This is a genomic window from Vibrio sp. HDW18 (assembly GCF_011306175.1).
GTDB lineage: Bacteria > Pseudomonadota > Gammaproteobacteria > Enterobacterales > Vibrionaceae > Vibrio > Vibrio chanodichtyis.
The window spans coordinates 514,518-535,028 of the sequence record NZ_CP049913.1; the positions used below are offsets into that span (position 1 = coordinate 514,518).

The 20,511-nt window shown below is 47.5% G+C and carries 17 protein-coding genes and 14 tRNA genes; 19 read left to right on the forward strand and 12 right to left on the reverse strand.

Annotation, left to right across the window (positions count from 1 at the left end; all coding sequences use genetic code 11):
• Positions 1-12: 12 nt before the first annotated feature.
• The 5 genes from G7083_RS02390 to hemA are packed head-to-tail and all read right to left on the reverse strand — an operon-like array spanning position 13 to position 4,462.
• Positions 13-825 carry a SirB1 family protein gene (locus tag G7083_RS02390; protein ID WP_166013419.1) on the reverse strand — a complete coding sequence of 271 codons (813 nt, stop codon included), beginning with the start codon at positions 823-825 and terminating at the stop codon, positions 13-15.
• 15 nt (positions 826-840) lie between these two features.
• Positions 841-1,224, reverse strand: a complete 384-nt coding sequence (locus G7083_RS02395; RefSeq protein ID WP_166013420.1) for a SirB2 family protein — start codon at positions 1,222-1,224, stop codon at positions 841-843.
• Entirely contained in the window at positions 1,209-2,081 is an 873-nt protein-coding gene (gene prmC, locus G7083_RS02400; protein ID WP_166013421.1) for a peptide chain release factor N(5)-glutamine methyltransferase, read from the reverse strand. The genes G7083_RS02395 and prmC overlap by 16 nt, the downstream gene beginning before the upstream one ends.
• A gap of 3 nt (positions 2,082-2,084) precedes the next feature.
• Positions 2,085-3,173: a peptide chain release factor 1 gene (gene prfA, locus G7083_RS02405; RefSeq protein ID WP_166013422.1), complete on the reverse strand. Its 1,089-nt coding sequence runs from the start codon at positions 3,171-3,173 to the stop codon at positions 2,085-2,087.
• Between the two features lie 29 nt (positions 3,174-3,202).
• A complete protein-coding gene (hemA, locus tag G7083_RS02410; RefSeq protein ID WP_166013423.1) occupies positions 3,203-4,462 on the reverse strand; it encodes a glutamyl-tRNA reductase in 1,260 nt (419 codons plus the stop codon).
• 157 nt (positions 4,463-4,619) lie between these two features.
• Between hemA and lolB the strand changes: the two genes are divergently transcribed.
• The 19 genes from lolB (at position 4,620) to G7083_RS02505 (ending at position 10,758) form a co-directional block, all read left to right on the forward strand.
• Positions 4,620-5,237, forward strand: a complete 618-nt coding sequence (gene lolB, locus G7083_RS02415) for a lipoprotein insertase outer membrane protein LolB (RefSeq protein WP_166013424.1) — start codon at positions 4,620-4,622, stop codon at positions 5,235-5,237.
• Complete coding sequence (ispE, locus tag G7083_RS02420; RefSeq protein WP_166014973.1) at positions 5,234-6,106, forward strand: 4-(cytidine 5'-diphospho)-2-C-methyl-D-erythritol kinase; 873 nt, start codon at positions 5,234-5,236, stop codon at positions 6,104-6,106. Before lolB ends, ispE begins: the two co-directional genes overlap by 4 nt.
• A gap of 29 nt (positions 6,107-6,135) precedes the next feature.
• The gene (locus G7083_RS02425; protein WP_166013425.1) at positions 6,136-7,080 is read left to right on the forward strand and encodes a ribose-phosphate pyrophosphokinase; all 945 of its coding nucleotides are present in this window, start codon (positions 6,136-6,138) and stop codon (positions 7,078-7,080) included.
• A 170-nt stretch (positions 7,081-7,250) separates the two neighbouring features.
• Complete coding sequence (gene pth, locus G7083_RS02430) at positions 7,251-7,841, forward strand: aminoacyl-tRNA hydrolase (protein WP_166013426.1); 591 nt, start codon at positions 7,251-7,253, stop codon at positions 7,839-7,841.
• Between the two features lie 10 nt (positions 7,842-7,851).
• Entirely contained in the window at positions 7,852-8,943 is a 1,092-nt protein-coding gene (gene ychF / locus G7083_RS02435) for a redox-regulated ATPase YchF (protein WP_166013427.1), read from the forward strand.
• A gap of 273 nt (positions 8,944-9,216) precedes the next feature.
• A tRNA-Met gene (locus tag G7083_RS02440) sits at positions 9,217-9,293 on the forward strand.
• Positions 9,294-9,321: 28 nt separating this feature from the next.
• Positions 9,322-9,407, forward strand: a tRNA-Leu gene (locus G7083_RS02445).
• A 24-nt stretch (positions 9,408-9,431) separates the two neighbouring features.
• Positions 9,432-9,516: transfer RNA gene (locus G7083_RS02450), tRNA-Leu, on the forward strand.
• A 26-nt stretch (positions 9,517-9,542) separates the two neighbouring features.
• A tRNA-Gln gene (locus G7083_RS02455) sits at positions 9,543-9,617 on the forward strand.
• Positions 9,618-9,696: 79 nt separating this feature from the next.
• Positions 9,697-9,773 (forward strand) — tRNA-Met (locus G7083_RS02460).
• Positions 9,774-9,795: 22 nt separating this feature from the next.
• Positions 9,796-9,881: transfer RNA gene (locus G7083_RS02465), tRNA-Leu, on the forward strand.
• A 17-nt stretch (positions 9,882-9,898) separates the two neighbouring features.
• Positions 9,899-9,973 (forward strand) — tRNA-Gln (locus G7083_RS02470).
• 42 nt (positions 9,974-10,015) lie between these two features.
• Positions 10,016-10,100: transfer RNA gene (locus G7083_RS02475), tRNA-Leu, on the forward strand.
• A 27-nt stretch (positions 10,101-10,127) separates the two neighbouring features.
• Positions 10,128-10,202 (forward strand) — tRNA-Gln (locus tag G7083_RS02480).
• A gap of 41 nt (positions 10,203-10,243) precedes the next feature.
• A tRNA-Leu gene (locus tag G7083_RS02485) sits at positions 10,244-10,328 on the forward strand.
• A gap of 26 nt (positions 10,329-10,354) precedes the next feature.
• Positions 10,355-10,431 (forward strand) — tRNA-Met (locus G7083_RS02490).
• A 22-nt stretch (positions 10,432-10,453) separates the two neighbouring features.
• Positions 10,454-10,539, forward strand: a tRNA-Leu gene (locus tag G7083_RS02495).
• Between the two features lie 17 nt (positions 10,540-10,556).
• A tRNA-Gln gene (locus G7083_RS02500) sits at positions 10,557-10,631 on the forward strand.
• A 42-nt stretch (positions 10,632-10,673) separates the two neighbouring features.
• Positions 10,674-10,758, forward strand: a tRNA-Leu gene (locus tag G7083_RS02505).
• Positions 10,759-11,023: 265 nt separating this feature from the next.
• On the opposite strand, the gene G7083_RS02510 is transcribed toward G7083_RS02505, so the two are convergent.
• The 7 genes from G7083_RS02510 to flgH form a co-directional block, all read right to left on the reverse strand.
• Positions 11,024-12,157, reverse strand: a complete 1,134-nt coding sequence (locus G7083_RS02510) for a flagellin (protein ID WP_166013428.1) — start codon at positions 12,155-12,157, stop codon at positions 11,024-11,026.
• A gap of 525 nt (positions 12,158-12,682) precedes the next feature.
• The gene (locus tag G7083_RS02515; protein WP_166013429.1) at positions 12,683-13,822 is read right to left on the reverse strand and encodes a flagellin; all 1,140 of its coding nucleotides are present in this window, start codon (positions 13,820-13,822) and stop codon (positions 12,683-12,685) included.
• Between the two features lie 450 nt (positions 13,823-14,272).
• Complete coding sequence (flgL, locus tag G7083_RS02520) at positions 14,273-15,466, reverse strand: flagellar hook-associated protein FlgL (RefSeq protein ID WP_166013430.1); 1,194 nt, start codon at positions 15,464-15,466, stop codon at positions 14,273-14,275.
• Positions 15,467-15,478: 12 nt separating this feature from the next.
• The gene (gene flgK, locus G7083_RS02525) at positions 15,479-17,353 is read right to left on the reverse strand and encodes a flagellar hook-associated protein FlgK (protein ID WP_166013431.1); all 1,875 of its coding nucleotides are present in this window, start codon (positions 17,351-17,353) and stop codon (positions 15,479-15,481) included.
• A 257-nt stretch (positions 17,354-17,610) separates the two neighbouring features.
• Positions 17,611-18,549, reverse strand: coding sequence for a flagellar assembly peptidoglycan hydrolase FlgJ (gene flgJ, locus G7083_RS02530; RefSeq protein WP_166013432.1), 939 nt, complete (start codon positions 18,547-18,549; stop codon positions 17,611-17,613).
• Between the two features lie 10 nt (positions 18,550-18,559).
• On the reverse strand, positions 18,560-19,645 hold the full coding sequence (locus tag G7083_RS02535) for a flagellar basal body P-ring protein FlgI (protein WP_166013433.1): 1,086 nt from the start codon (positions 19,643-19,645) through the stop codon (positions 18,560-18,562).
• 89 nt (positions 19,646-19,734) lie between these two features.
• Entirely contained in the window at positions 19,735-20,511 is a 777-nt protein-coding gene (flgH, locus tag G7083_RS02540; RefSeq protein WP_166013434.1) for a flagellar basal body L-ring protein FlgH, read from the reverse strand.

The following is a 20,511-nucleotide window of genomic DNA, read 5'->3' on the forward strand; positions in this document are numbered from 1 at the left end:
TCTCTTATTAGGTTAATGCAGCGTCACTGGTCTGCCGTGACTGAGCAAATTGACTTGTTTTTTTAACAGTTCACTCGCCGGATCGTGCGGGCAATGTTCAATAAAATATTGGTAATCCGCCATCGCAATTTGGTGACAAGCTAACTGTTGATAGATAAAACCACGATCACGGATTTCATAAGGGTCATCGGGCACAAAAGTAAGCGCCAAATTGGTGCATCTTAACGCCAGAGTATAGTGTTCTTCGCGCAGTAAAGCACTTTTGATCAGCGCCAACCAGCGGCCAATAATGCTCGGGTTATCCACTCGTGGTAGATGGGATGGATTGAGCTTGGCTAACGGACCTTGCTGGCCAACCAGCCAAGCTTGCAAAGTATGTTGACTGACCCGTTCACCATTAAATGGATTGAGATAGATCGGCGCTTCTCCCGGCCAATCCAGCGCCAACAGAAATTGGGTCGGGAAGTTAATACTGTGCAATGGAAAACCGAGTTTACGCCCGATATAGAGTAGCAATGCGCCAAGACTGACAGGAATCCCTTTACGGCGCTTTAGAACCTGATCGATAAAAGCATTACGTGAATCAAAATACGCTTCACTATCACCGCTAAAACCCCACTGATGGTAAAACAGGTGTAGAAAGCGTGTAAAACGCGCTTGCGGATCATGCTCATCGCTCAGCGCTAATTGCGCTTCCTTTAATAAGCGAGTTAACTCGCCCTGCGCCCATGCAACTTGGGTATCAGGATTAATCGCTTGATTAAGTACCAATGCACCCTCAACTAATTCCAGCGCATCAAAATCTTCATCACTCCAGTTCTGCATGAGCCTGCCCTGACCTTAACTAAACAGAAGAGGAGCTTTGGCGATCGCAATTTTACCAGCCATCGCCAACCAACCTAATGCGCCAAAAAAGGCAAAACTGCGCAGCAGTTTGTTGCGACCGAGCTTAAGCGCAAAGAAGCCTAACGCGATATAAGCCAATACACAGGTGAATTTCTCAGTCATCCACGGCGCAGCATCGGTAAAAGGAATAAAGCCGGTGATCATGACCAGAGCAATCCCCGATAACAGCAATAACGTGTCGTTGATATGGGGAAAAAATTTGAAAAACTTACGCTCAAGATGCACTGAGTCGATCATCATCAACACATAGCGAATCGATAACAGCATGGCGCTCACGCCAATCGTCAATAGATGAAAATGTTTTAATCCTTCGTACATGATGCACATCCCGTGATGAATTGCCCGAGTGTCACTCGATCATTACCCGCATAATCTTGCTCAGTGGTAATGCTTTGATAACCTAACTGATGCAACATAGTGCGCACTGCCGCCCCTTGATCATAGCCATGCTCAAACAGCAACCAGCCACCATCGAGTAAAAAATCAGGTGCATGGGCACTGATATAACGAATATCCGCCAAACCATTTTCAGCCGCGACTAACGCGCTTTTCGGCTCAAACCGGACATCGCCCTGATCTAAATGTGGATCGTGTGGGTCAATATAGGGCGGGTTGGAAATAATTAAAGCAAACTTCGTACCATAAACTAGCGGACTAAACCAACTACCTTGTAAAAACTGCGTATTGTCGAGCGCCAAACGAATCGCGTTCTCCTGAGCTAACTCCGCCGCTTCCGGACGTAAATCGATGCCCGTGACTCGCCGCGTTGGCAATTCTGATGCCAAGGCCAGCGCAATCGCGCCAGTTCCTGTGCCTAAATCAAGCAGTTCTCCATCAATTAACGCCGCTTTCTCCAGCGCTAATTCGACCAAGCGTTCAGTATCAGGACGTGGGATCAGCGTGGCGGGAGAGACTTTGAGTGGCAGCGACCAAAACTCGCGCTCACCAAGAATATAAGCCACCGGCTCGCCTGCTATCCGGCGCACGAGCAGATTTTGCCAAGCGGCCAGCGTTGCTTGATCCAACAGTTTATCTGGCCAAGTCAGCAAATAAGAGCGCGGCTTAGCCAATACATGGCAAAGTAACACCGCGGCATCAAGCGCTGGCGAATCACTGCCGCTGTGTTGCAGTTGCTCGCTGGCCGCTTTTAATGCCGCTTCAATCGTGACTGACATGGATTAGTTTTGATCCGCCAGTGCCGCGAGCTGATCGGCTTGATGTTCATGGATCACCGGTTCAATCAGTGATTGCAGATCGCCTTCCATCACTTCGGTTAAGCGATACACGGTCAAGTTAATCCGGTGATCGGAAACCCGGCCTTGTGGGTAGTTATAGGTGCGGATCCGGTCACTGCGATCACCAGAGCCGAGCAGGTTACGTCGCGTATCTGAAATTTGCGCCGCACGTTTAGACTCTTCCGCTTGGGCAATCCGCGCCGCCAACACTGACATCGCTTTAGCTTTGTTCTTATGCTGCGAACGCTCATCCTGACACTCAACCACAATACCGGTCGGTAAGTGAGTGATACGGATCGCCGAATCGGTGGTGTTAACGTGCTGACCACCCGCACCCGAGGAGCGGAAAGTATCGATTTTCAGATCGCTGGCTTTGATTTCTGGAATTTCCGCTTCAGGAATTTCTGGCATGATCGCTACCGTACAAGCCGAAGTGTGGATACGCCCTTGCGCTTCGGTGGCCGGTACCCGTTGCACACGATGACCGCCAGATTCAAACTTCAGCGTACCGTACGCACCATCACCATTGACCTTGGCAATCATCTCTTTATAACCACCGTGCTCAGCTTCACTGGATGACATCACTTCGATACGCCAGCCTTTTTTCTCAGCAAAACGGCTGTACATGCGGAACAGATCGCCAGCAAAAATACCCGCTTCATCACCACCTGCCCCAGCGCGGATTTCCAAGAAACAGTTGCGATCATCGTTTGGATCTTTCGGCAACAGCAAAATTTGCAGCTCATCGGTGAGGCGTTCAATGGCCGCTTTAGCCGCTTTGATTTCCTCTTGCGCCATTTCACGCATTTCGGCGTCATCTTCCTGTGCCATCTCTTCGGCCGCCAGCAAGTCATCTTTCGCTTGTTGGTAAGCTTGGAAACACTGGGTGATCTCTTCCAGTTGTGAATACTCTTTGGAAAGAGCACGGAATTTATTTTGATCACCAATAACTGCTGGATCGCCGAGGAGGTGTTGCACCTCTTCGTAGCGTTCAACAAGGGATTCCAGCTTGCTTAAAATCGACGCTTTCATAATTGCTTCTTTAAACTCTAAGTTGAGATTTAATTTAGATCGTCAAGACCTAAACTTTGTCTGATCACGGCCAATTTAGCCGGTTCCCCTTGCTCCGCTGCCAGTTGTAAGGCACGGGTCGGGGTGTGAATTAGTTTGTTGGTCAGTTTGTTGCTTAATTCTATAAGCAATTTTTCGGGATCGCCTCCCGCCGCCAGCACTTGTAGGCTTTTACTCACCAGCTCTTCACGCGCTTGATTAGCCTGCTGACGGTAATCTCGGATACTATCTACCGCCTGTAATGAGCGCATCCAACTCATAAAGGTCGCGCTTTCTTGACTCACCATCGCCTCGGCAGCAATGGCTTCCACCTTGCGTTGCTCGATGTTGCTCTCGACAATCGATTGCAGATCATCGACTGAATAGAGATAAGCATCATTAAGCTGACCAACCTGCGGTTCAATATCACGCGGTACGGCGATATCCACCAATAGCATTGGCTGATAGCGGCGCGCTTTGAGCGCACTTTCCACCATACCTTTACCAATAATCGGCAATGGGCTTGCGGTGGAACTGATCACAATATCGGCTTGCGCAAGATAAGCTGGGATCTCATTGAGTGCGATGACTTGAGCGTCAAACTGCTGAGCGAAACTCATCGCTCGCTCACGAGTACGGTTGGCGACGATCATCCGTTGGCAATGGTGACTCGCCAAGTGTTTGGCTACCAACTCAATGGTTTCGCCCGCACCAACCAACAATACAGTAGCCTGTGCCAGCGATTCAAAAATGTGTTTTGCCAAGGTACATGCGGCGTAAGCTACCGATACCGCACTGCCACCAATTTCGGTTTCTGTACGTACCCTTTTTGCCACGGAAAAGGTTTTTTGGAACAGCTTTTCGATGGCCGGGCTCACCGCATGTTCCTCTCTGGCTTGCGCATAGGCTTGCTTCACTTGGCCTAATATTTGCGGCTCACCGAGCACCAATGAATCCAGCCCACACGCCACGCGCATCAAATGGCGAATTGCCGCTTGTTCTTCATGGATATACAGACTCGGTTTAAACTCATCCAAACTGATTTGGTGAAAGTGAGATAACCACTCAATCACTTTCTGTTTGCCTGCCGCCCGCACATCACAATAAATTTCAGTACGATTACAGGTCGAGAGGATCACCGCTCCGGTTACGTAGGAATAGCTGGCGAGCTGCTGCAGCGCCAAACAGAGTTTTTCTGGCCCGAATGCCACTTTTTCTCGCAATTCTACCGACGCCGTATTGTGATTGATTCCAATGGCAAGCAAAGACATCTATAGCGTGTTCCGAGATAGGGTGAAGGTTTAGACAGCGAATTTTACTTGATGCCCTCTTTGATTGAAAGGGCAGACCGGATTTGTTTTCCGCAGTTAGCGAGAACAGTGCTATAGTGAGCGCGTTTTCATTGTCTTTTTGGATAAAAAACGCCCTATGCATTCTCTCATACGCCATATGATTCTTGGATGGGTCAGTCTGCTGGTTTTGGCCGGTTGTGCCACTTCCCCATCGCAGCCCGTCAATGTTGAATGGCAGACCCACCAATTAGCATTACAGCAAATTCAAGCCTATCAACTGACCGGAAAACTCGGTTATATCACCCCAGAACAGCGCCAGTCATTCAATTTTCAATGGCAAAAAACTCCACAGCGACTCTCACTACGTTTAACCAATTTCCTTGGTCAAACCGTGCTGAATTTACACGTTGATGAGCAAGGCGCACAAGTCGATACCTATGATGATCAAACCTACCGCGATCAGGATGCGCAAAGCCTGATCCTCCGTTTAACCGGATTAGAGATTCCAGTGGCACAACTTGAAGATTGGCTGTTAGGTTTGCCAACCCAAGCCAGCGCTTATCAGCTTAATTCACATAACACCCTTGCCCAGTTGAGTAAGTTTACCGCCACGGCACAATGGCAAGTCGAATATCAACGTTATCAGACGATTGAATGGCAAAATCAGCAGTTGCTACTGCCTGATAGGCTCAAACTCCAGCAAAACCACACTTCGATTCAACTCGCAATTTCACAATGGACACTGCACCCATGATCCACGGTACCACTGTGTGGCCTTCGCCGGCTAAACTTAATCTGTTTCTGTATATCACCGGTCGCCGTGCTAATGGCTACCACGATCTGCAAACCTTGTTTCAGTTTCTCGATTACGGTGATGAGCTGACCATTACCGCCAACCGCAGTGGGAATATCACCCTCTCTCCGGCTCTCGCCGACGTCGCGTTACAAGATAATCTGATTTATCAAGCGGCAATCGCGCTCAAAGATTATAGCCAATCCGCTTACGGCGCAGAGATTAAACTGCATAAAGTGTTACCCATGGGCGGTGGGATCGGTGGCGGATCTTCCAACGCGGCGACCACTTTAGTTGCGCTTAACTACCTGTGGCAAACCGGACTTAGCGACCAACAACTGGCCGAGATCGGTTTAACCTTAGGCGCGGATGTGCCAGTCTTTACCCGTGGATTTGCCGCTTTTGCCGAAGGCGTGGGCGAACAATTAACCCCGGCTACACCAACAGAGCAATGGTATTTAGTGGTACGCCCGCCGGTCAGCATCGCGACCAAAGATATTTTTAGCCATCCACAGCTGACGAGAAATACCCCAAAGCGTGATCTGGCAAGCCTTCTTGCCACCCCTTACGAAAACGATTGCGAAAAAATTGTCCGATCACTGTACCCCGAGGTTGATCAGCAACTTTCATGGCTGCTACAATATGCGCCGTCAAGATTGACTGGGACGGGATCTTGCGTTTTTGCTGAGTTTTCGAGCAGGAAAGATGCGCAGGCCGTCTTCGCTCAATTATCTGACCACGTCTTAGCGTTTGTCGCCCAAGGGCGCAATGTTTCACCGCTGATAAAGACGTTGGCTGATTACCAATCAGCCAAAATCCGACCTTACTAAAAACTGGACGCAACCCTGAGGTTTCCACCGTGCCTGATATGAAGCTATTTGCTGGTAACGCTATACCCGAACTAGCCCAACGTATTGCAGATCGTCTGTACATTTCGCTTGGTGATGCTACTGTTTCCCGCTTCTCTGATGGTGAAGTGGCAGTACAAATCAATGAAAATGTTCGTGGTAGCGATGTATTTATCATTCAATCCACCTGTGCCCCAACCAATGACAACCTAATGGAACTGGTGGTTATGATTGACGCAATGCGCCGTGCTTCTGCAGGCCGTATTACGGCAGTTATTCCTTACTTTGGTTATGCTCGCCAAGACCGTCGAGTGCGCTCGGCGCGTGTGCCTATCACCGCTAAAGTCGTGGCGGATTTCCTGTCTAACGTTGGTGTTGACCGCGTGCTGACCATTGACCTTCACGCTGAACAGATCCAAGGTTTCTTCGATGTTCCGGTTGATAACATCTTCGGAACACCTGTGCTGCTAGAAGATATGAAAGCACGTAATCTAGAAGATCCAGTGGTGGTCTCACCGGATTTAGGTGGTGTCGTGCGTGCGCGTGCAACTGCCAAAGCGTTGGGTGATATCGATATCGCGATTGTTGATAAACGTCGTCCACGTGCCAACGTTTCTGAAGTGATGAACCTGATCGGTGATGTTGAAGGCCGTGACTGTGTGATTGTCGATGATATGATCGACACCGGCGGCACACTGTGTAAAGCCGCTGAAGCGCTGAAAGAGCGTGGTGCCAAACGCGTATTTGCTTACGCAACTCACGCCGTATTCTCTGGTAACGCTGCGAAAAACATCAAAAACTCAGTGTTGGATCAAGTGATTGTCACCGACTCTATCACCCTCTCGAAAGAGATGGCTGCGACCGGTAAAGTTACGCAATTGACTCTATCAAGCATGCTGGCTGAAGCGATCCGTCGCATCAGCAACGAAGAGTCTATCTCGGCAATGTTTAGCTAAGCCACGCTCGGTAAGCCTGGTCGTTGATAGTCTAGATTCGATTGATTGAATCTCTGAAAGCGTTTCATCGATGATGAAGCGCTTTTTTATTGCCACAGACGCTCACTCGCACCTTGAATAAGATGTGTGCTATCATACTGCGCTTTTGAGTTTCCGAAGAGATCTTAGCCTTGAGTCAACCAATCAAACTGCTTGTCGGACTAGCCAATCCTGGGCCGGAATACGCGAAAACGCGTCATAATGCGGGGGCTTGGGTTGTTGAACAACTCACTCGTGCTCATCACGTCCCCCTAAAGCATGAAGCGAAATTTTTTGGCCTGACCGGGCGAATGTTGATTAATGGGCAAGAATTACGAGTATTAATTCCAACTACCTTTATGAATCTCTCCGGTAAAGCGATTGCGGCACTGGCCAATTTTTATCAAATTAAACCAGAAGAGATCATGGTTGCCCACGATGAGCTCGATTTGCCACCAGGAGTGGCTAAATTTAAGCAAGGTGGTGGACATGGCGGCCATAACGGTCTCAAAGACACCATAAGCAAATTAGGCAACAACAAAGAATTCTATCGTCTGCGGCTTGGCATTGGTCATCCGGGACACAAAGATAAAGTAGCAGGTTATGTGTTAGGCAAAGCCCCCGCCAAAGAGCAGGAGTGCCTTGAAGCGGCAGTCGATGAATCGGTTCGCTGCCTCGAAATCCTATTGAAGGATGGCATCACCAAAGCACAAAATCGTTTACACACTTTCAAAGCTGAATAAGGTTACAGTCATGGGTTTTAAATGTGGCATCGTCGGTTTGCCAAACGTAGGTAAATCAACTCTTTTTAATGCGCTGACCAAAGCGGGCATCGAAGCAGCCAACTTTCCGTTTTGTACTATCGAACCAAACACCGGCGTAGTTCCGGTGCCAGATCTTCGCCTAGATGCATTAGCCACAATCGTTAAACCAGAACGCATTTTGCCAACAACCATGGAGTTTGTTGACATCGCAGGTCTGGTTGCGGGCGCATCAAAAGGGGAAGGCTTAGGCAACAAATTCTTAGCAAACATCCGCGAAACCGATGCGATTGGTCACGTAGTGCGCTGCTTTGAAAACGAAAATATCATCCATGTGGCTGGTAAAGTATCGCCACTGGAAGACATTGCCGTGATCAATCTTGAACTGGCCTTAGCCGACTTAGATAGCTGTGATCGTGCGATTTTACGTCAAGCGAAACGCGCTAAAGGTGGCGACAAAGAAGCCAAATTTGAACTCACCGTACTAGAAAAACTGCAACCGGTTCTCAGCGAGGGCGAATCGGCTCGCTCAGTGGCTCTGAGCAAAGAGGAGCTGCAAGCGATCGGTTACCTCAATCTGCTCACTCTCAAACCGACCATGTACATTGCTAACGTCAATGAAGATGGCTTTGAGAATAACCCTTACTTAGATGCCGTGGTCGAGTTTGCCACCCAAGAAGGTTCTTCTGTGGTGGCGGTGTGCGCGGCTATCGAAGCAGAGCTGTCTGAGCTGGAAGAAGAAGAACGCGATGAGTTTTTGGCCGATCTTGGCATTGAAGAGCCGGGCTTAAACCGCGTGATCCGCTCTGGTTATGATTTACTGAATCTGCAAACCTACTTCACCGCGGGTGTGAAAGAAGTACGCGCATGGACCATCCCTATTGGCGCAACAGCACCGCAAGCGGCAGGTAAAATTCACACCGATTTTGAACGTGGCTTTATCCGCGCCGAAGTGATTGGTTATGATGACTACATCCAATTTAGCGGTGAGTCGGGTGCCAAAGAGGCTGGGAAATGGCGTTTGGAAGGTAAAGAGTACATTGTCAAAGATGGCGATGTAATCCACTTCCGCTTCAACGTTTAAATTTCACGCAATGCTCAAGCAAAAGCCAACCTAAGTGTTGGCTTTTGCTGTTTATACGCTATAAAAAATGATCTTTGTGATCTATCCAGCGTAATGAATTGGTTGTTTTGCTGATGGTTTTTGATCATAAACACGCCTCTTTGTTTAAAAAAAACTCGAACGGTTAATTTCAAAGAATTTATTCAAAAAAACTGTTGACGCTCCGAGGTCAGATCCGCATAATGCGCTCCGTTCTCAGCGATAAGGCAAAACCTTCTCAGCGAGAGAAAATTAGGCTACGTAGCTCAGCTGGTTAGAGCACATCACTCATAATGATGGGGTCACAGGTTCAAATCCCGTCGTAGCCACCAAATTTTGACAATTTGATGCTTTGAACACGCGGTGGTGGCGGAATTGGTAGACGCGCTAGCTTCAGGTGTTAGTGTCCTTAGGACGTGAGGGTTCAAGTCCCTCCTTCCGCACCAAAGGCATCAAGTTGGAACAAGTTTGCGGAAGTGGCGAAATTGGTAGACGCACCAGATTTAGGTTCTGGCGCCGCAAGGTGTAAGAGTTCAAGTCTCTTCTTCCGCACCATATTTGATGATATTAATCATCACTGCAGGTCTATCGCCAAGCGGTAAGGCAGCGGCTTTTGATGCCGCCATCCCCTGGTTCGAATCCAGGTAGACCTGCCATTTTTATTTAACTTTCAAGTTGGTAAAAACCATTGGAAGTCAGAGCGGGATTGTATTATAGTCTTTCGCTCGAAAAGATGGCTACGTAGCTCAGCTGGTTAGAGCACATCACTCATAATGATGGGGTCACAGGTTCAAATCCCGTCGTAGCCACCATTTAAAATTTGATGCATTTAACGCGGTGGTGGCGGAATTGGTAGACGCGCTAGCTTCAGGTGTTAGTGTCCCTAGGACGTGAGGGTTCAAGTCCCTCCTTCCGCACCAAATGTATTCAACTCTGCAGGTCTATCGCCAAGCGGTAAGGCAGCGGCTTTTGATGCCGCCATTCCCTGGTTCGAATCCAGGTAGACCTGCCATTATTTCGATAATACGAGCAATCGGATTATCACTAAAAATTTGCGGAAGTGGCGAAATTGGTAGACGCACCAGATTTAGGTTCTGGCGCCGCAAGGTGTAAGAGTTCAAGTCTCTTCTTCCGCACCATATTACGATGATGTGAATCATCACTGCAGGTCTATCGCCAAGCGGTAAGGCAGCGGCTTTTGATGCCGCCATTCCCTGGTTCGAATCCAGGTAGACCTGCCATTATTTCGATAATACGAGCAATCGGATTATCACTAAAATTTGCGGAAGTGGCGAAATTGGTAGACGCACCAGATTTAGGTTCTGGCGCCGCAAGGTGTAAGAGTTCAAGTCTCTTCTTCCGCACCATATAACAATCTGAAAAGATTAAGAGTGGCTACGTAGCTCAGCTGGTTAGAGCACATCACTCATAATGATGGGGTCACAGGTTCAAATCCCGTCGTAGCCACCATTTAAAATTTGATGCATTTAACGCGGTGGTGGCGGAATTGGTAGACGCGCTAGCTTCAGGTGTTAGTGTCCCTAGGACGTGAGGGTTCAAGTCCCTCCTTCCGCACCAAATGTATTCAACTCTGCAGGTCTATCGCCAAGCGGTAAGGCAGCGGCTTTTGATGCCGCCATTCCCTGGTTCGAATCCAGGTAGACCTGCCATTATTTCGATAATACGAGCAATCGGATTATCACTAAAAATTTGCGGAAGTGGCGAAATTGGTAGACGCACCAGATTTAGGTTCTGGCGCCGCAAGGTGTAAGAGTTCAAGTCTCTTCTTCCGCACCATATAAACAAAACCTAGCTTCGGCTAGGTTTTGTTTTATCTGCACTTTATATTATTTAGAGCTTGCGTCTTGAGGTTGATAGCACTTGATCAATCGTGTTTTAAGTAGCTCCCTCTTTGCTAGCCCTCTTGGCTGCAGCTTATTGGCTTAGCATCGATCGAAGTAAAGAGTAAAAAGATAGAACAAAAAATAGATCGCAAAGATTATGCTAATAAAAAACCCAGCCAATGCTGGGTTTTTTGCTATCAAGGTTGCCACCACTCAAATTAGCCTAACAGTGCTAGTGCTGAGTTTGGTGCTTGCTTCGCTTGAGCCAGTACTGAACTGGATGCTTGAGAAAGAATTTGTGATTTCGTCAGTGCTGTCGTCTCTTTGGCAAAATCGGTATCTTTGATCCGGCTCTTAGAAGCATTCACATTTTCGTTAATGTTGTCTAAGTTATTGATCGCATGTCCGAAACGGTTTTGGAAAGCACCCAATTCCGCACGGTGGCTATCCACGTATTTCAACGCCGCATCGACCACCGCGACACTCTCTTGCGCACCACCGACTGTGGTCACATCGAGCGTATTGACGGTCATATCTTTCGCAGTACCAATCTCTAATTCCGTCGCAAGGGCACCGCCAAAGGTGGCCTCACCGTCAATTTTGTTGTTATCAGTGAATAATTGTAATTTGCCCGCTTCATCCACCGATGCTTTGATCATATCGGTTTGACCGTTAATATACGTCGCCAGCTCTTCAATATCATCGCCTTGTTTAGCGGTGATAGTGATGGTCTTCTCACCTTCGCGCTTATCGGTCAGAGTGATGGCAAGATCATTTTTACCCTCTTCAACGCCCCAGCTTTTATCTTTGCCATTGGCTGCTTCATAAGCTTTACCACCCATCAAGGTGTTATCGCTGCGCATATCTTTGATATTGAGCATTACCGCTTCGCCGCTATCGGCACCTATTTGGAAAGATTTGGTAGCAAAAGAGCCATTGAGCAGTTTATTACCACCAAAAGAGGTGGTTTCCGCAATCCGGTTCAGCTCATCATTCAAAGCTGTCACTTCTTCTTGAATCGCCACACGCTCTGATTTTGAGTTCGAACCATTGGCTGATTGCAAAGAGAGATCACGCATACGTTGCAGAATATTGGTGGTCTCATTCATCGCCCCTTCTGCAGTTTGCGCCATCGAAATACCATCGTTGGCGTTACGTACCGCAACATCTAAGCCTCGACTTTGTACATTCAAACGGTTAGAGATCTGCATCCCTGCAGCATCATCTTTGGCGCTGTTAATTTTGTATCCTGATGATAGACGTTCCATTGACGCCTGTTGTGCGTTAGTTGCACTGCTCAAGTAGCGTTGAGCTGTCATCGCTGACACATTGGTGTTTACATTCACAGCCATAGTAATATCTCCTGTTGATTTTCCGGCATAGCGGAACTCCCAAACGGTTTCCGACGTCTCGGTAAACCAAGCAGTTCTCTCAAAGTTACTTCTATTAGCGACTAGTGAAATCAATCCTTTAGTAAAAAGATAAATTTTGAGCGTAAATCAGTTGATATTCATTCAATCTGAGAGGTAAGCCTCAAATTGGATAGATCTCATCCAAAAAAGCTCAAGTTTTACACCAAATGGCCGAAGGTAAGGAAAATCAAGGGACAGAGTAAGATCAGTGATGGGTAAAGCGTGAAAAACCGAAAAGAAAAAGCCCCTTTCCTTTGAGAGAACGGGGGCTATTTGCTGGTCGCCATCGCCAATGTGGAGATCAAGAGAAATGAACACATCTAGGCTAACCATTAAGGGGACATAATTATGTTACGTGAATTGAGCAGTAAGTGAGAGAGCTCAGCTAACGTCGCATAACCATGCCTTGCCAAAGTCCCTTCATTATATACCCACGTCTGAGCTGATTAATGAAGGTCCTCAAAACTACTGCAATAACGAGATGGCAGAGTTTGGCAACTGTTTTGCTTGGGCCAGAATCGAGGTTCCCGCCTGTTGCAGAATTTGAGATTTAGTCAGTTGCGTGGTCTCCTTAGCAAAATCGGTATCTTTAATCCGACTTTTCGAAGCTTCCACATTCTCCTGAATATTGGATAAGTTACTGATACTGTGACTGAGTCGGTTCTGCTTGGCACCGAGATCCGCACGCTGTGAATCGACATATTTCAGCGCTGCATCGATAATGCCCACCGCATTTTGTGAACCACCGACGGTAGTAATATCAATATTTTGCACGGTAACATTAGTACCAGGGCCACCATTAAGACCGAGTTCAGTGGCTAAACCACCAGAAATCGTCAAATCACCTTCAATATTGGGCTCGGCCACAAAAAGTTGTAATTTGCCATCTTGATCAACCGAGGCTTTGATCAAATCTGTTTGGCCATTGATATAAGTCGCCAATTCTTCAATGTCATCGCCCTCTTTGGCGATGATATCCAACGCCACGACCTCACCATCTTTCTTCGTAAACTCAAACTTGAGATCGAAAAGATCGGTCGGCACACCCCACTCTTTGGTTTTAGCTTGATCGGCGATAAAGGTCTGGCCGCCCATGCGGAAATCATCCGCACGTACACTGCTCAGTCCCATAATGATCGCTTCACCTGAGCTAGAGCCGATTTGGAAAGAAGCCTCGCCAAACGAGCCATTCAGCAATTTACGACCACCGAATGAGGTCGTTTCAGCGATACGGTTTAACTCATCCTGCAGTGCAGTCGACTCCTCATTGAGCGCTTGACGCTCAGAAGGCGAGTTGGTGCCATTGGCTGACTGCAATGCTAAGTCACGAATACGTTGCAAAATACTGGTCGATTCATTCATCGCACCTTCTGCGGTTTGAGCAATCGAAATACCATCGTTGGCGTTACGCATTGCCACATCCAAGCCACGAGATTGCGCCGTTAAACGGTTTGAAATCTGCAAGCCTGCCGCGTCATCTTTGGCACTGTTAATACGATTACCGGATGATAGACGTTCCATGGAGGTATTGAGATCGCCAGTCGCTTTCGTCAGGTAACGTTGTGCGGTCATTGCCGACACGTTGGTATTTACGTTAATGGTCATAGTTTGCTCTCCTATCGAGTTCGCAAGCTCATTTGCGAAGCGGTCAGCTTGGGTCTCTCTTGGAAGCACTGACCGTAAATAACTTGCCAAATCTGCCTAACGGCGGATTTAAAAACCGGTTACAACAACTGCTATATCTTATTCAATTAGTGTGCCAACTTTTTAACCAATCAAAACCCTAGACAAAAATACTTAAATTTCAATTGGTTAACCATTAGCTCTAGTTAAGATAACCACCTTAAATCAGCCACTTATTCTTCTGGCAACACTTTTTGCCGCTCACTTGCCGCTTTGATTGGCCCAACCAACTTTTCATCAGGCTGATGACAAAGCCGTTTTCGCGCCACTTTTTCACTTCACTGTTTTTTACTGCACTGCTTTAACTTCACTCACTTCGCTCATATGGCTAAAGCACATAAGGCATTGAAGGTTAGCGACCGTTAAACGGTGTTAGATATAGTTAAACAAGGTGAGATCTTTAGTTTTACCAAATGCTTTTTGCGATGCCTCCAACGCTCGTGAATTCTGATTAAAGTCAATCACGGCATGGGCATAATCTAAATCTTCAAATGCGCTTTTCGATTTAGCGAGGCTAATTTTAAAATCTTCATGTTGCTCAGCCTGAATATCCAGCGTACTGAGTCGAGCGCCAAGATCGGTTCTGGTTTTATTCAGATGAATAAACGCAGTATGAAACTCTTCAACCACTTGATGCAGTTGAGCAGTATTGGAGGCATCCGAAACCGAACCCTTGGCATAACGGATTGCATCACGAAACGTATCAAATACGCTAAAAGTGCTGCGCGGATTCAGCGCAATGCTGTCGCCTTTGGTGATCTGCCCTTTAAACTGAATATGGAGATCTTCAAACTGAATACCGTGTTGCGGATCAAATTCACCCGCTTGCACCACGCTGCCATCACGCTCTAATTGATAACCGTGTTGACCTTGCGCCATCTCGACGAAAGTAACTTGGTACACTGAGCTGTCAGCAGGATCACGGTTAATCGCACGCTCTAACAACAGCTCAGATCCCTCTTGCAAAGCATAGTTGGGTTGATAGCTGCCAAAGGGATTGGGGATCTCCATAAATACGTGGCTGCCTGGATTGTTAAACGGAATTTCCAAGCTATTGGAGATCTTCATTTTGCGCTGATAATCATCACCGGTGTAACTGACGTTACCTTGATTATCACGGAAAAAGGGCTGATTTTTCGGTTTGGTTCCGGCAAAAATATAGTTACCCGATTCATCCTGTACATTGGCTAAGTTTAGAAAATTATTGGCCATTTCCTGTAACACTCGCGCGCGTGCCACACGATCTTCAGGTGATAATGAACCATTGATCATCTCCATCACGCTGCGTTTAGCCGAGTCGGAAAACTCTTCGGTATTGGAGATAATCACCTCTTGATGCTCTAAGCGGTTACGCACTAGCACGATAGCATCTAGATACTGACGTAATTGCTCTTCTTGCTGACCCACATTTTGGATGTAATGGGTCGCCAGTGGACTATCACTGGCCGATAGCAACTTTTTGCCCGAGGCCAATTGCGCCTGATTATTGAAAACTTTCGATTCCTGACGACGAATATCGTTCTGAACCGCTTGATAGTTGTGAAAGCTAGAGATCCGATTCAACATGTACCTAGCCCCCTATCGCAATGCCAAAATGGTGTTAAAGGTATCATTGGAAGCTTGAATGATGCGCGATGACGCCATATAGGCTTGCTGAAACTTCATCATATTGGCCGCTTCTTCATCAAGATTAACCCCGGAAATAGAAGCGATACGCGATTGTGCCGCCTCTTTTTCTAAATTTGCCACATCGGTTAAACGGGTCATAGTGGCCAATTTTAGCCCCACATCCGTATTGAGGTTATGGTACAGATCGATAATGGTCGATTCGTGATCATTCATCCGCTTCGCGGTTTGAATATTGTACATTTTGCGCAAGTTGCCGTTATCACCTTCCGATGGAACTAGGTTGCCAGTGAATTTATCATTGGGCAAAGCGCCTGCGGTCAACTCAAAGGTAGTACCCAGCAGCGTTACCGGCTCAGTCGGTGGATAAGGTTGTGGTTGCAGTAAAAGATTGCCTTTGGTGTCGGTCACCGCAAACTGATCACCGGTCGGTGAAACAATTACCTCAAATTCGCGCATCTCACCGCTCTGCAGAATAGTAAACTTTGCTTTGCCGTGGGCAAAAGTGGTCGACGCTGCAAAGCTTTGAGCGGCAATTTTTGTCGCATCTTCGGTCGCTAAGCGAATGGCCGCCGCGCCATCGCGGGTTGGACGCACTAAAATTCGCTCGCCAATTTGTGGTGGATTACGCACTTCAACCCGTAAGCCATCAAGATATAGGCTGTCTTTTACCAGCGGCAATACCGTTTGTTCACCCGAAGGCAAGGTCACGACAAAGTCGCTACCGTTATACTGCATTGAGTATTCGCCGCCTTTCAGTTGGCTAACATCCTCGATAAACACCGCCATATCGGCACGCGAATCACTGCTGGTCACCACCCGAGCTCGGGCACTGATCTCTGAGTTAACTCCACTAAATAGAGGCTCACCAATGTTGCCGCGCAAATCCAGGCCTTGAGCTTGTAAGCTGTTCACTTCATAGGAAAATGAGAGTGCTAATCGACCGATTTCGTCCATCAGATAAGGAATGTGCTCATCACGCATCTCCAAAATGGCTTCCATTTTGCCGCCGATATCATGCGCTGAAATCGGTTTGAGCGCCTGCCCTTCCACCATGGCTAAACGATGCTGTTGAGTGTCGGGAAAACCATCAATGACTTTCAGTTGGCTCGCTTCAGTACCAGAAACTAGGGTATGCCCATTGCCGATATGAATATTAAAACCTTCACCCTGTTTTCTTGGCGTCACGGTCACTTTGGTGTATTGCGACAACTCGGCGACCATTTTTTCATGCTTATCCATCAGATCGTTATGTGGACCGGGGACACGCATCATCAAACGCTGTAAATCACGAATTTCGAGAGCAAGCTGGTTGATCCGCTCAACGCCCACTTCTAATCCTTTGTTGGTGATGTCTTTTTGCTGACGAACCGTTTCATGAAAGTCATTCAGGTTTTGCGAAATCAGCCGCGCTTTTTCCAATACTACTTTACGGCTGCCCAAATCATTCGGGGAATCGGCCAAGCTTTTTACCGAATCAAACCATTCATTGAGGTTTTCAGGAATTTTTTTCGATGCCACCGATGACAACAAATTCGACAACATATCTAAATTTTGCTGGGTATCGCTTTTGAAGGCATGGTTGGTCGAGGCCATGTTCAGCTCTTTAACGGCAAACTGATCCCATGAGCGGCGAACATTTTCCACATGTACGCCCATACCATAAGTCTCACCGCCATATTGGCGGGGCATATTGGTCCCTTGGAGTACAGACTGACGGCTGTAACCCTCTGTATTAACATTAGAAATGTTATGACCTGTGGTATTGAGTTGTCTCTGAGCGGTCAGTACGCTTTGCGTACCCACATTCAGAAGATCAGACGCCATACTGCCCCCGAAAACCGATATTAATCAGTAAAAATCACTGAATCTAAACAGTGTTAGCAATATGTATGCCAGCTTGATGATGTGAGATTTAATCTAATAAAAATAGTGGCTTATGTTTAAAATCAACGCTAAATAAGCGAGGGGTATCAGCACAGCATGGCAATGATTTAAAGCAGGGGAACAATCACCACCACTGGTGGTGATTGAGGAGGGAAGGATAATAAAGCAGCACCGCCGAAACCGTTCCGAGCGGCGAGTTATAGCAAATCCATATCATCGATTTGAGCTTTAACACGCAGTACTTTATCGGCGTATTGAGGATCGGTCGCATAGCCTGCACGATGAATACCGTGAATAAAACGCTCATTATTGCCGCCATGAGCCAGCGCTTGGCTGTAACGTGGGTTACTTTCCAGAAAACGCACGTAGTCATTAAAGCTGGCATCCAAACTGGAATAAGAGCGAAAAGCCGCTTTCTCCATCACTGGGATCTGGTTGTGATATTCCAAGGTTTGCGTAGCGACTTTATCACCTTGCCAACTACGATCGGCCTTGATGTTAAACAGATTATTGCTATTACCGCGGGCATTTTTGACCATCTTTTGCCCCCAGCCGGTTTCTAATGCCGCTTGCGCAATTAGTAGCGAAGAATCGACCCCAAGCACCCGAGCCGCTTTATCGGCATAAGGTTTCAGTTTAGTCACAAATAACTGGCGAGTATCGCTTGGGCTTAATTCGACAGCTTGCGTTTTATCCAATCGATCAACCTGCGCCACCTGCAGTTCATCACGCGTGGCACTGGCGGTTTGCCGGGCGTGATCCACACGACGCATGGCTTGCTGAAAGCCATCTTCACCGCGTTGAGCGCTCGCGCTTTGCCCTGCCGAGAGCTGAGCGACAATCATATCAGCCAAGCCCAGTGAGCCAGATGAACTCAGCTCACTTGCCATCTGCTCATCAAGCATTTGCTGATACAAATCTTCATTCTGGCTACCGAACAGATCCGATTTAAAATCGCTATTCGCTTCACGCATTGATTTCAGCATCATCGAAGTGAAAATGGATTCAAACTGGCGAGCCGCCGCCGTTAACGCCGATTGCTCAGCAGCTTGATCGCCATTCACCGCCTGTTGGCGCAATTTATCCAGACTCGCGATATCGTGAATAAAGCCAATATCAGTGGAATTATTAATCATGATGGGATCCTTAAATAATGATCAACTGACCTTCAATCGCACCGGCTTGTTTTAACGCTTGTAAAATCGCCATTAAATCGGAAGGGGCTGCGCCGACTTCATTGACGGCTCGGACTAAATCATCCAGTGTCAGTCCCGGCTCAAGCTTAAACATTTTACCTTGTCTCTCCGAGACTTCGATTTCAGTGTTCGGCACCACTACCGTCTGTCCACCCGCCAACGCATTGGGCTGACTCACATTAAGATTCTCTTTAATCGCCACTGTCATGCCACCGTGAGTCACCGCAGCCGATTTAAGGCGCACATTTTGCCCAACCACTATGGTGCCCGTGCGTGAGTTAACGATAATTTTCGCCGCGCTCTCAGCGGGATTAAATTCCAAGTTCTCAATCGCGGAGAGAAACGCCACCCGTTGGCTCAAATCGCGCGGCGCGCGCACTTTGATCGAAGCGGCATCCACCGCTGAAGCCATCTGTGGCCCCAAAAATTGATTCACGGCATCCGCTAACCGCTGCGCCGTTGTGAAATCGGACTCAAACAGGTTAAAGGTGATGTAATCTCCGCGGCCAAATGGATTAGGGATTTCACGCTCGACAATCGCACCACTGGAAATCATGCCCACGGTTGGATTATTACCAACGATTTTTGAACCATCTGCACCTGAGGCACTAAAACCACTGACCACTAAATTACCTTGCGCCACGGCGTATACTTGCCCATCCAAACCTTTAAGGAAGGTTTGCATCAAGGTGCCGCCGCGTAAACTCTTGGCAGAGCCAATCGAGGATACAGTGATATCAATGGTTTGCCCTTGTTTGGAAAAAGCGGGTAAATCGGCCGTCACAATCACCGCGGCAACATTTTTGGTTTTCGGCTTAGTGCCGGGTGGCAATTGAATGCCGAAATTTTGCAGCATCGCGTTAAAGCTTTGATCAGTAAAGGGTGTTGACTCTCCCGTACCCGGCAAACCGGTGACCAAGCCGTATCCGACCAGTTGGTTGTTACGTACCCCGGCAACCTGTGCGACATCCTTGATCCGTGCCGCTTGTACGCTGGTAGCCAGCAGCAACATCAATAAAATCGTATATTTTTTCATGGCGGATAACCTTACTCTTAAAAACAACAATGAGGCCCAAAGGCCTCACCGTGCATTATGCTGTCAAAAAACTCGTCCAGCGGCGCGACTTATAAAGACACATTAAAAAATCGTGCCAAGAATCCAGGTTCTTGCATATCTTGATTGGTTCCGGTCCCCGAATATTGGATCCGCGCGTTAGAAATTCGGTTAGAAGCAATCGTATTATCAAATTCAATATCGTCCGGACGAATAGTGCCACTTAAGCGGATATATTCATCGCCAGTGTTCAACGTGAGCCATTTTTCACCACGGATCACTAGGTTACCGTTAGCAAGCACTTCAATCACTTCAACGGTAATCGAACCCGACATGCTGTTACTTTGATTGGCCGCTGCACTACCTGAAAATTTATTATCATTTTTCAGCGCATAAGAAAAATTGTAATCACCAATGGTTAAATCTCTGCCGCCGACGGCAAGTGGATCCATTGAGGCATCATTTTTCTTTTTCAGATCTGCATCAGCACTTTTCGCCGCTTTGGTACTTTCATTCAAATTGACGGTAATAATATCGCCAATCCCGCGCGGTTTTGAATCATCGTACAAACTGTTGGATCGGGCTAAATTAAACAAAGATCCGGTTTCGGCTGCATAGTGCTCCGGTTTCGCTTTGGGATAAATCGGTGCCCATGCTGGATCGCCCGCCACAGGATCGGTGCGGTTACGCAGTGCATCGGTCAAGCCTGAGCTGCTTTCGGATTTATCGCCTTCCACCGCATCCACCGTAGTGGTGCCTTGAATGGTTTCAGACGACTCAATCGGCGCTTGAATTAAGCTGCAGCCAGAAAGCAAAATCAATAAGCTTACAGCGAGTAGACGTTTCAT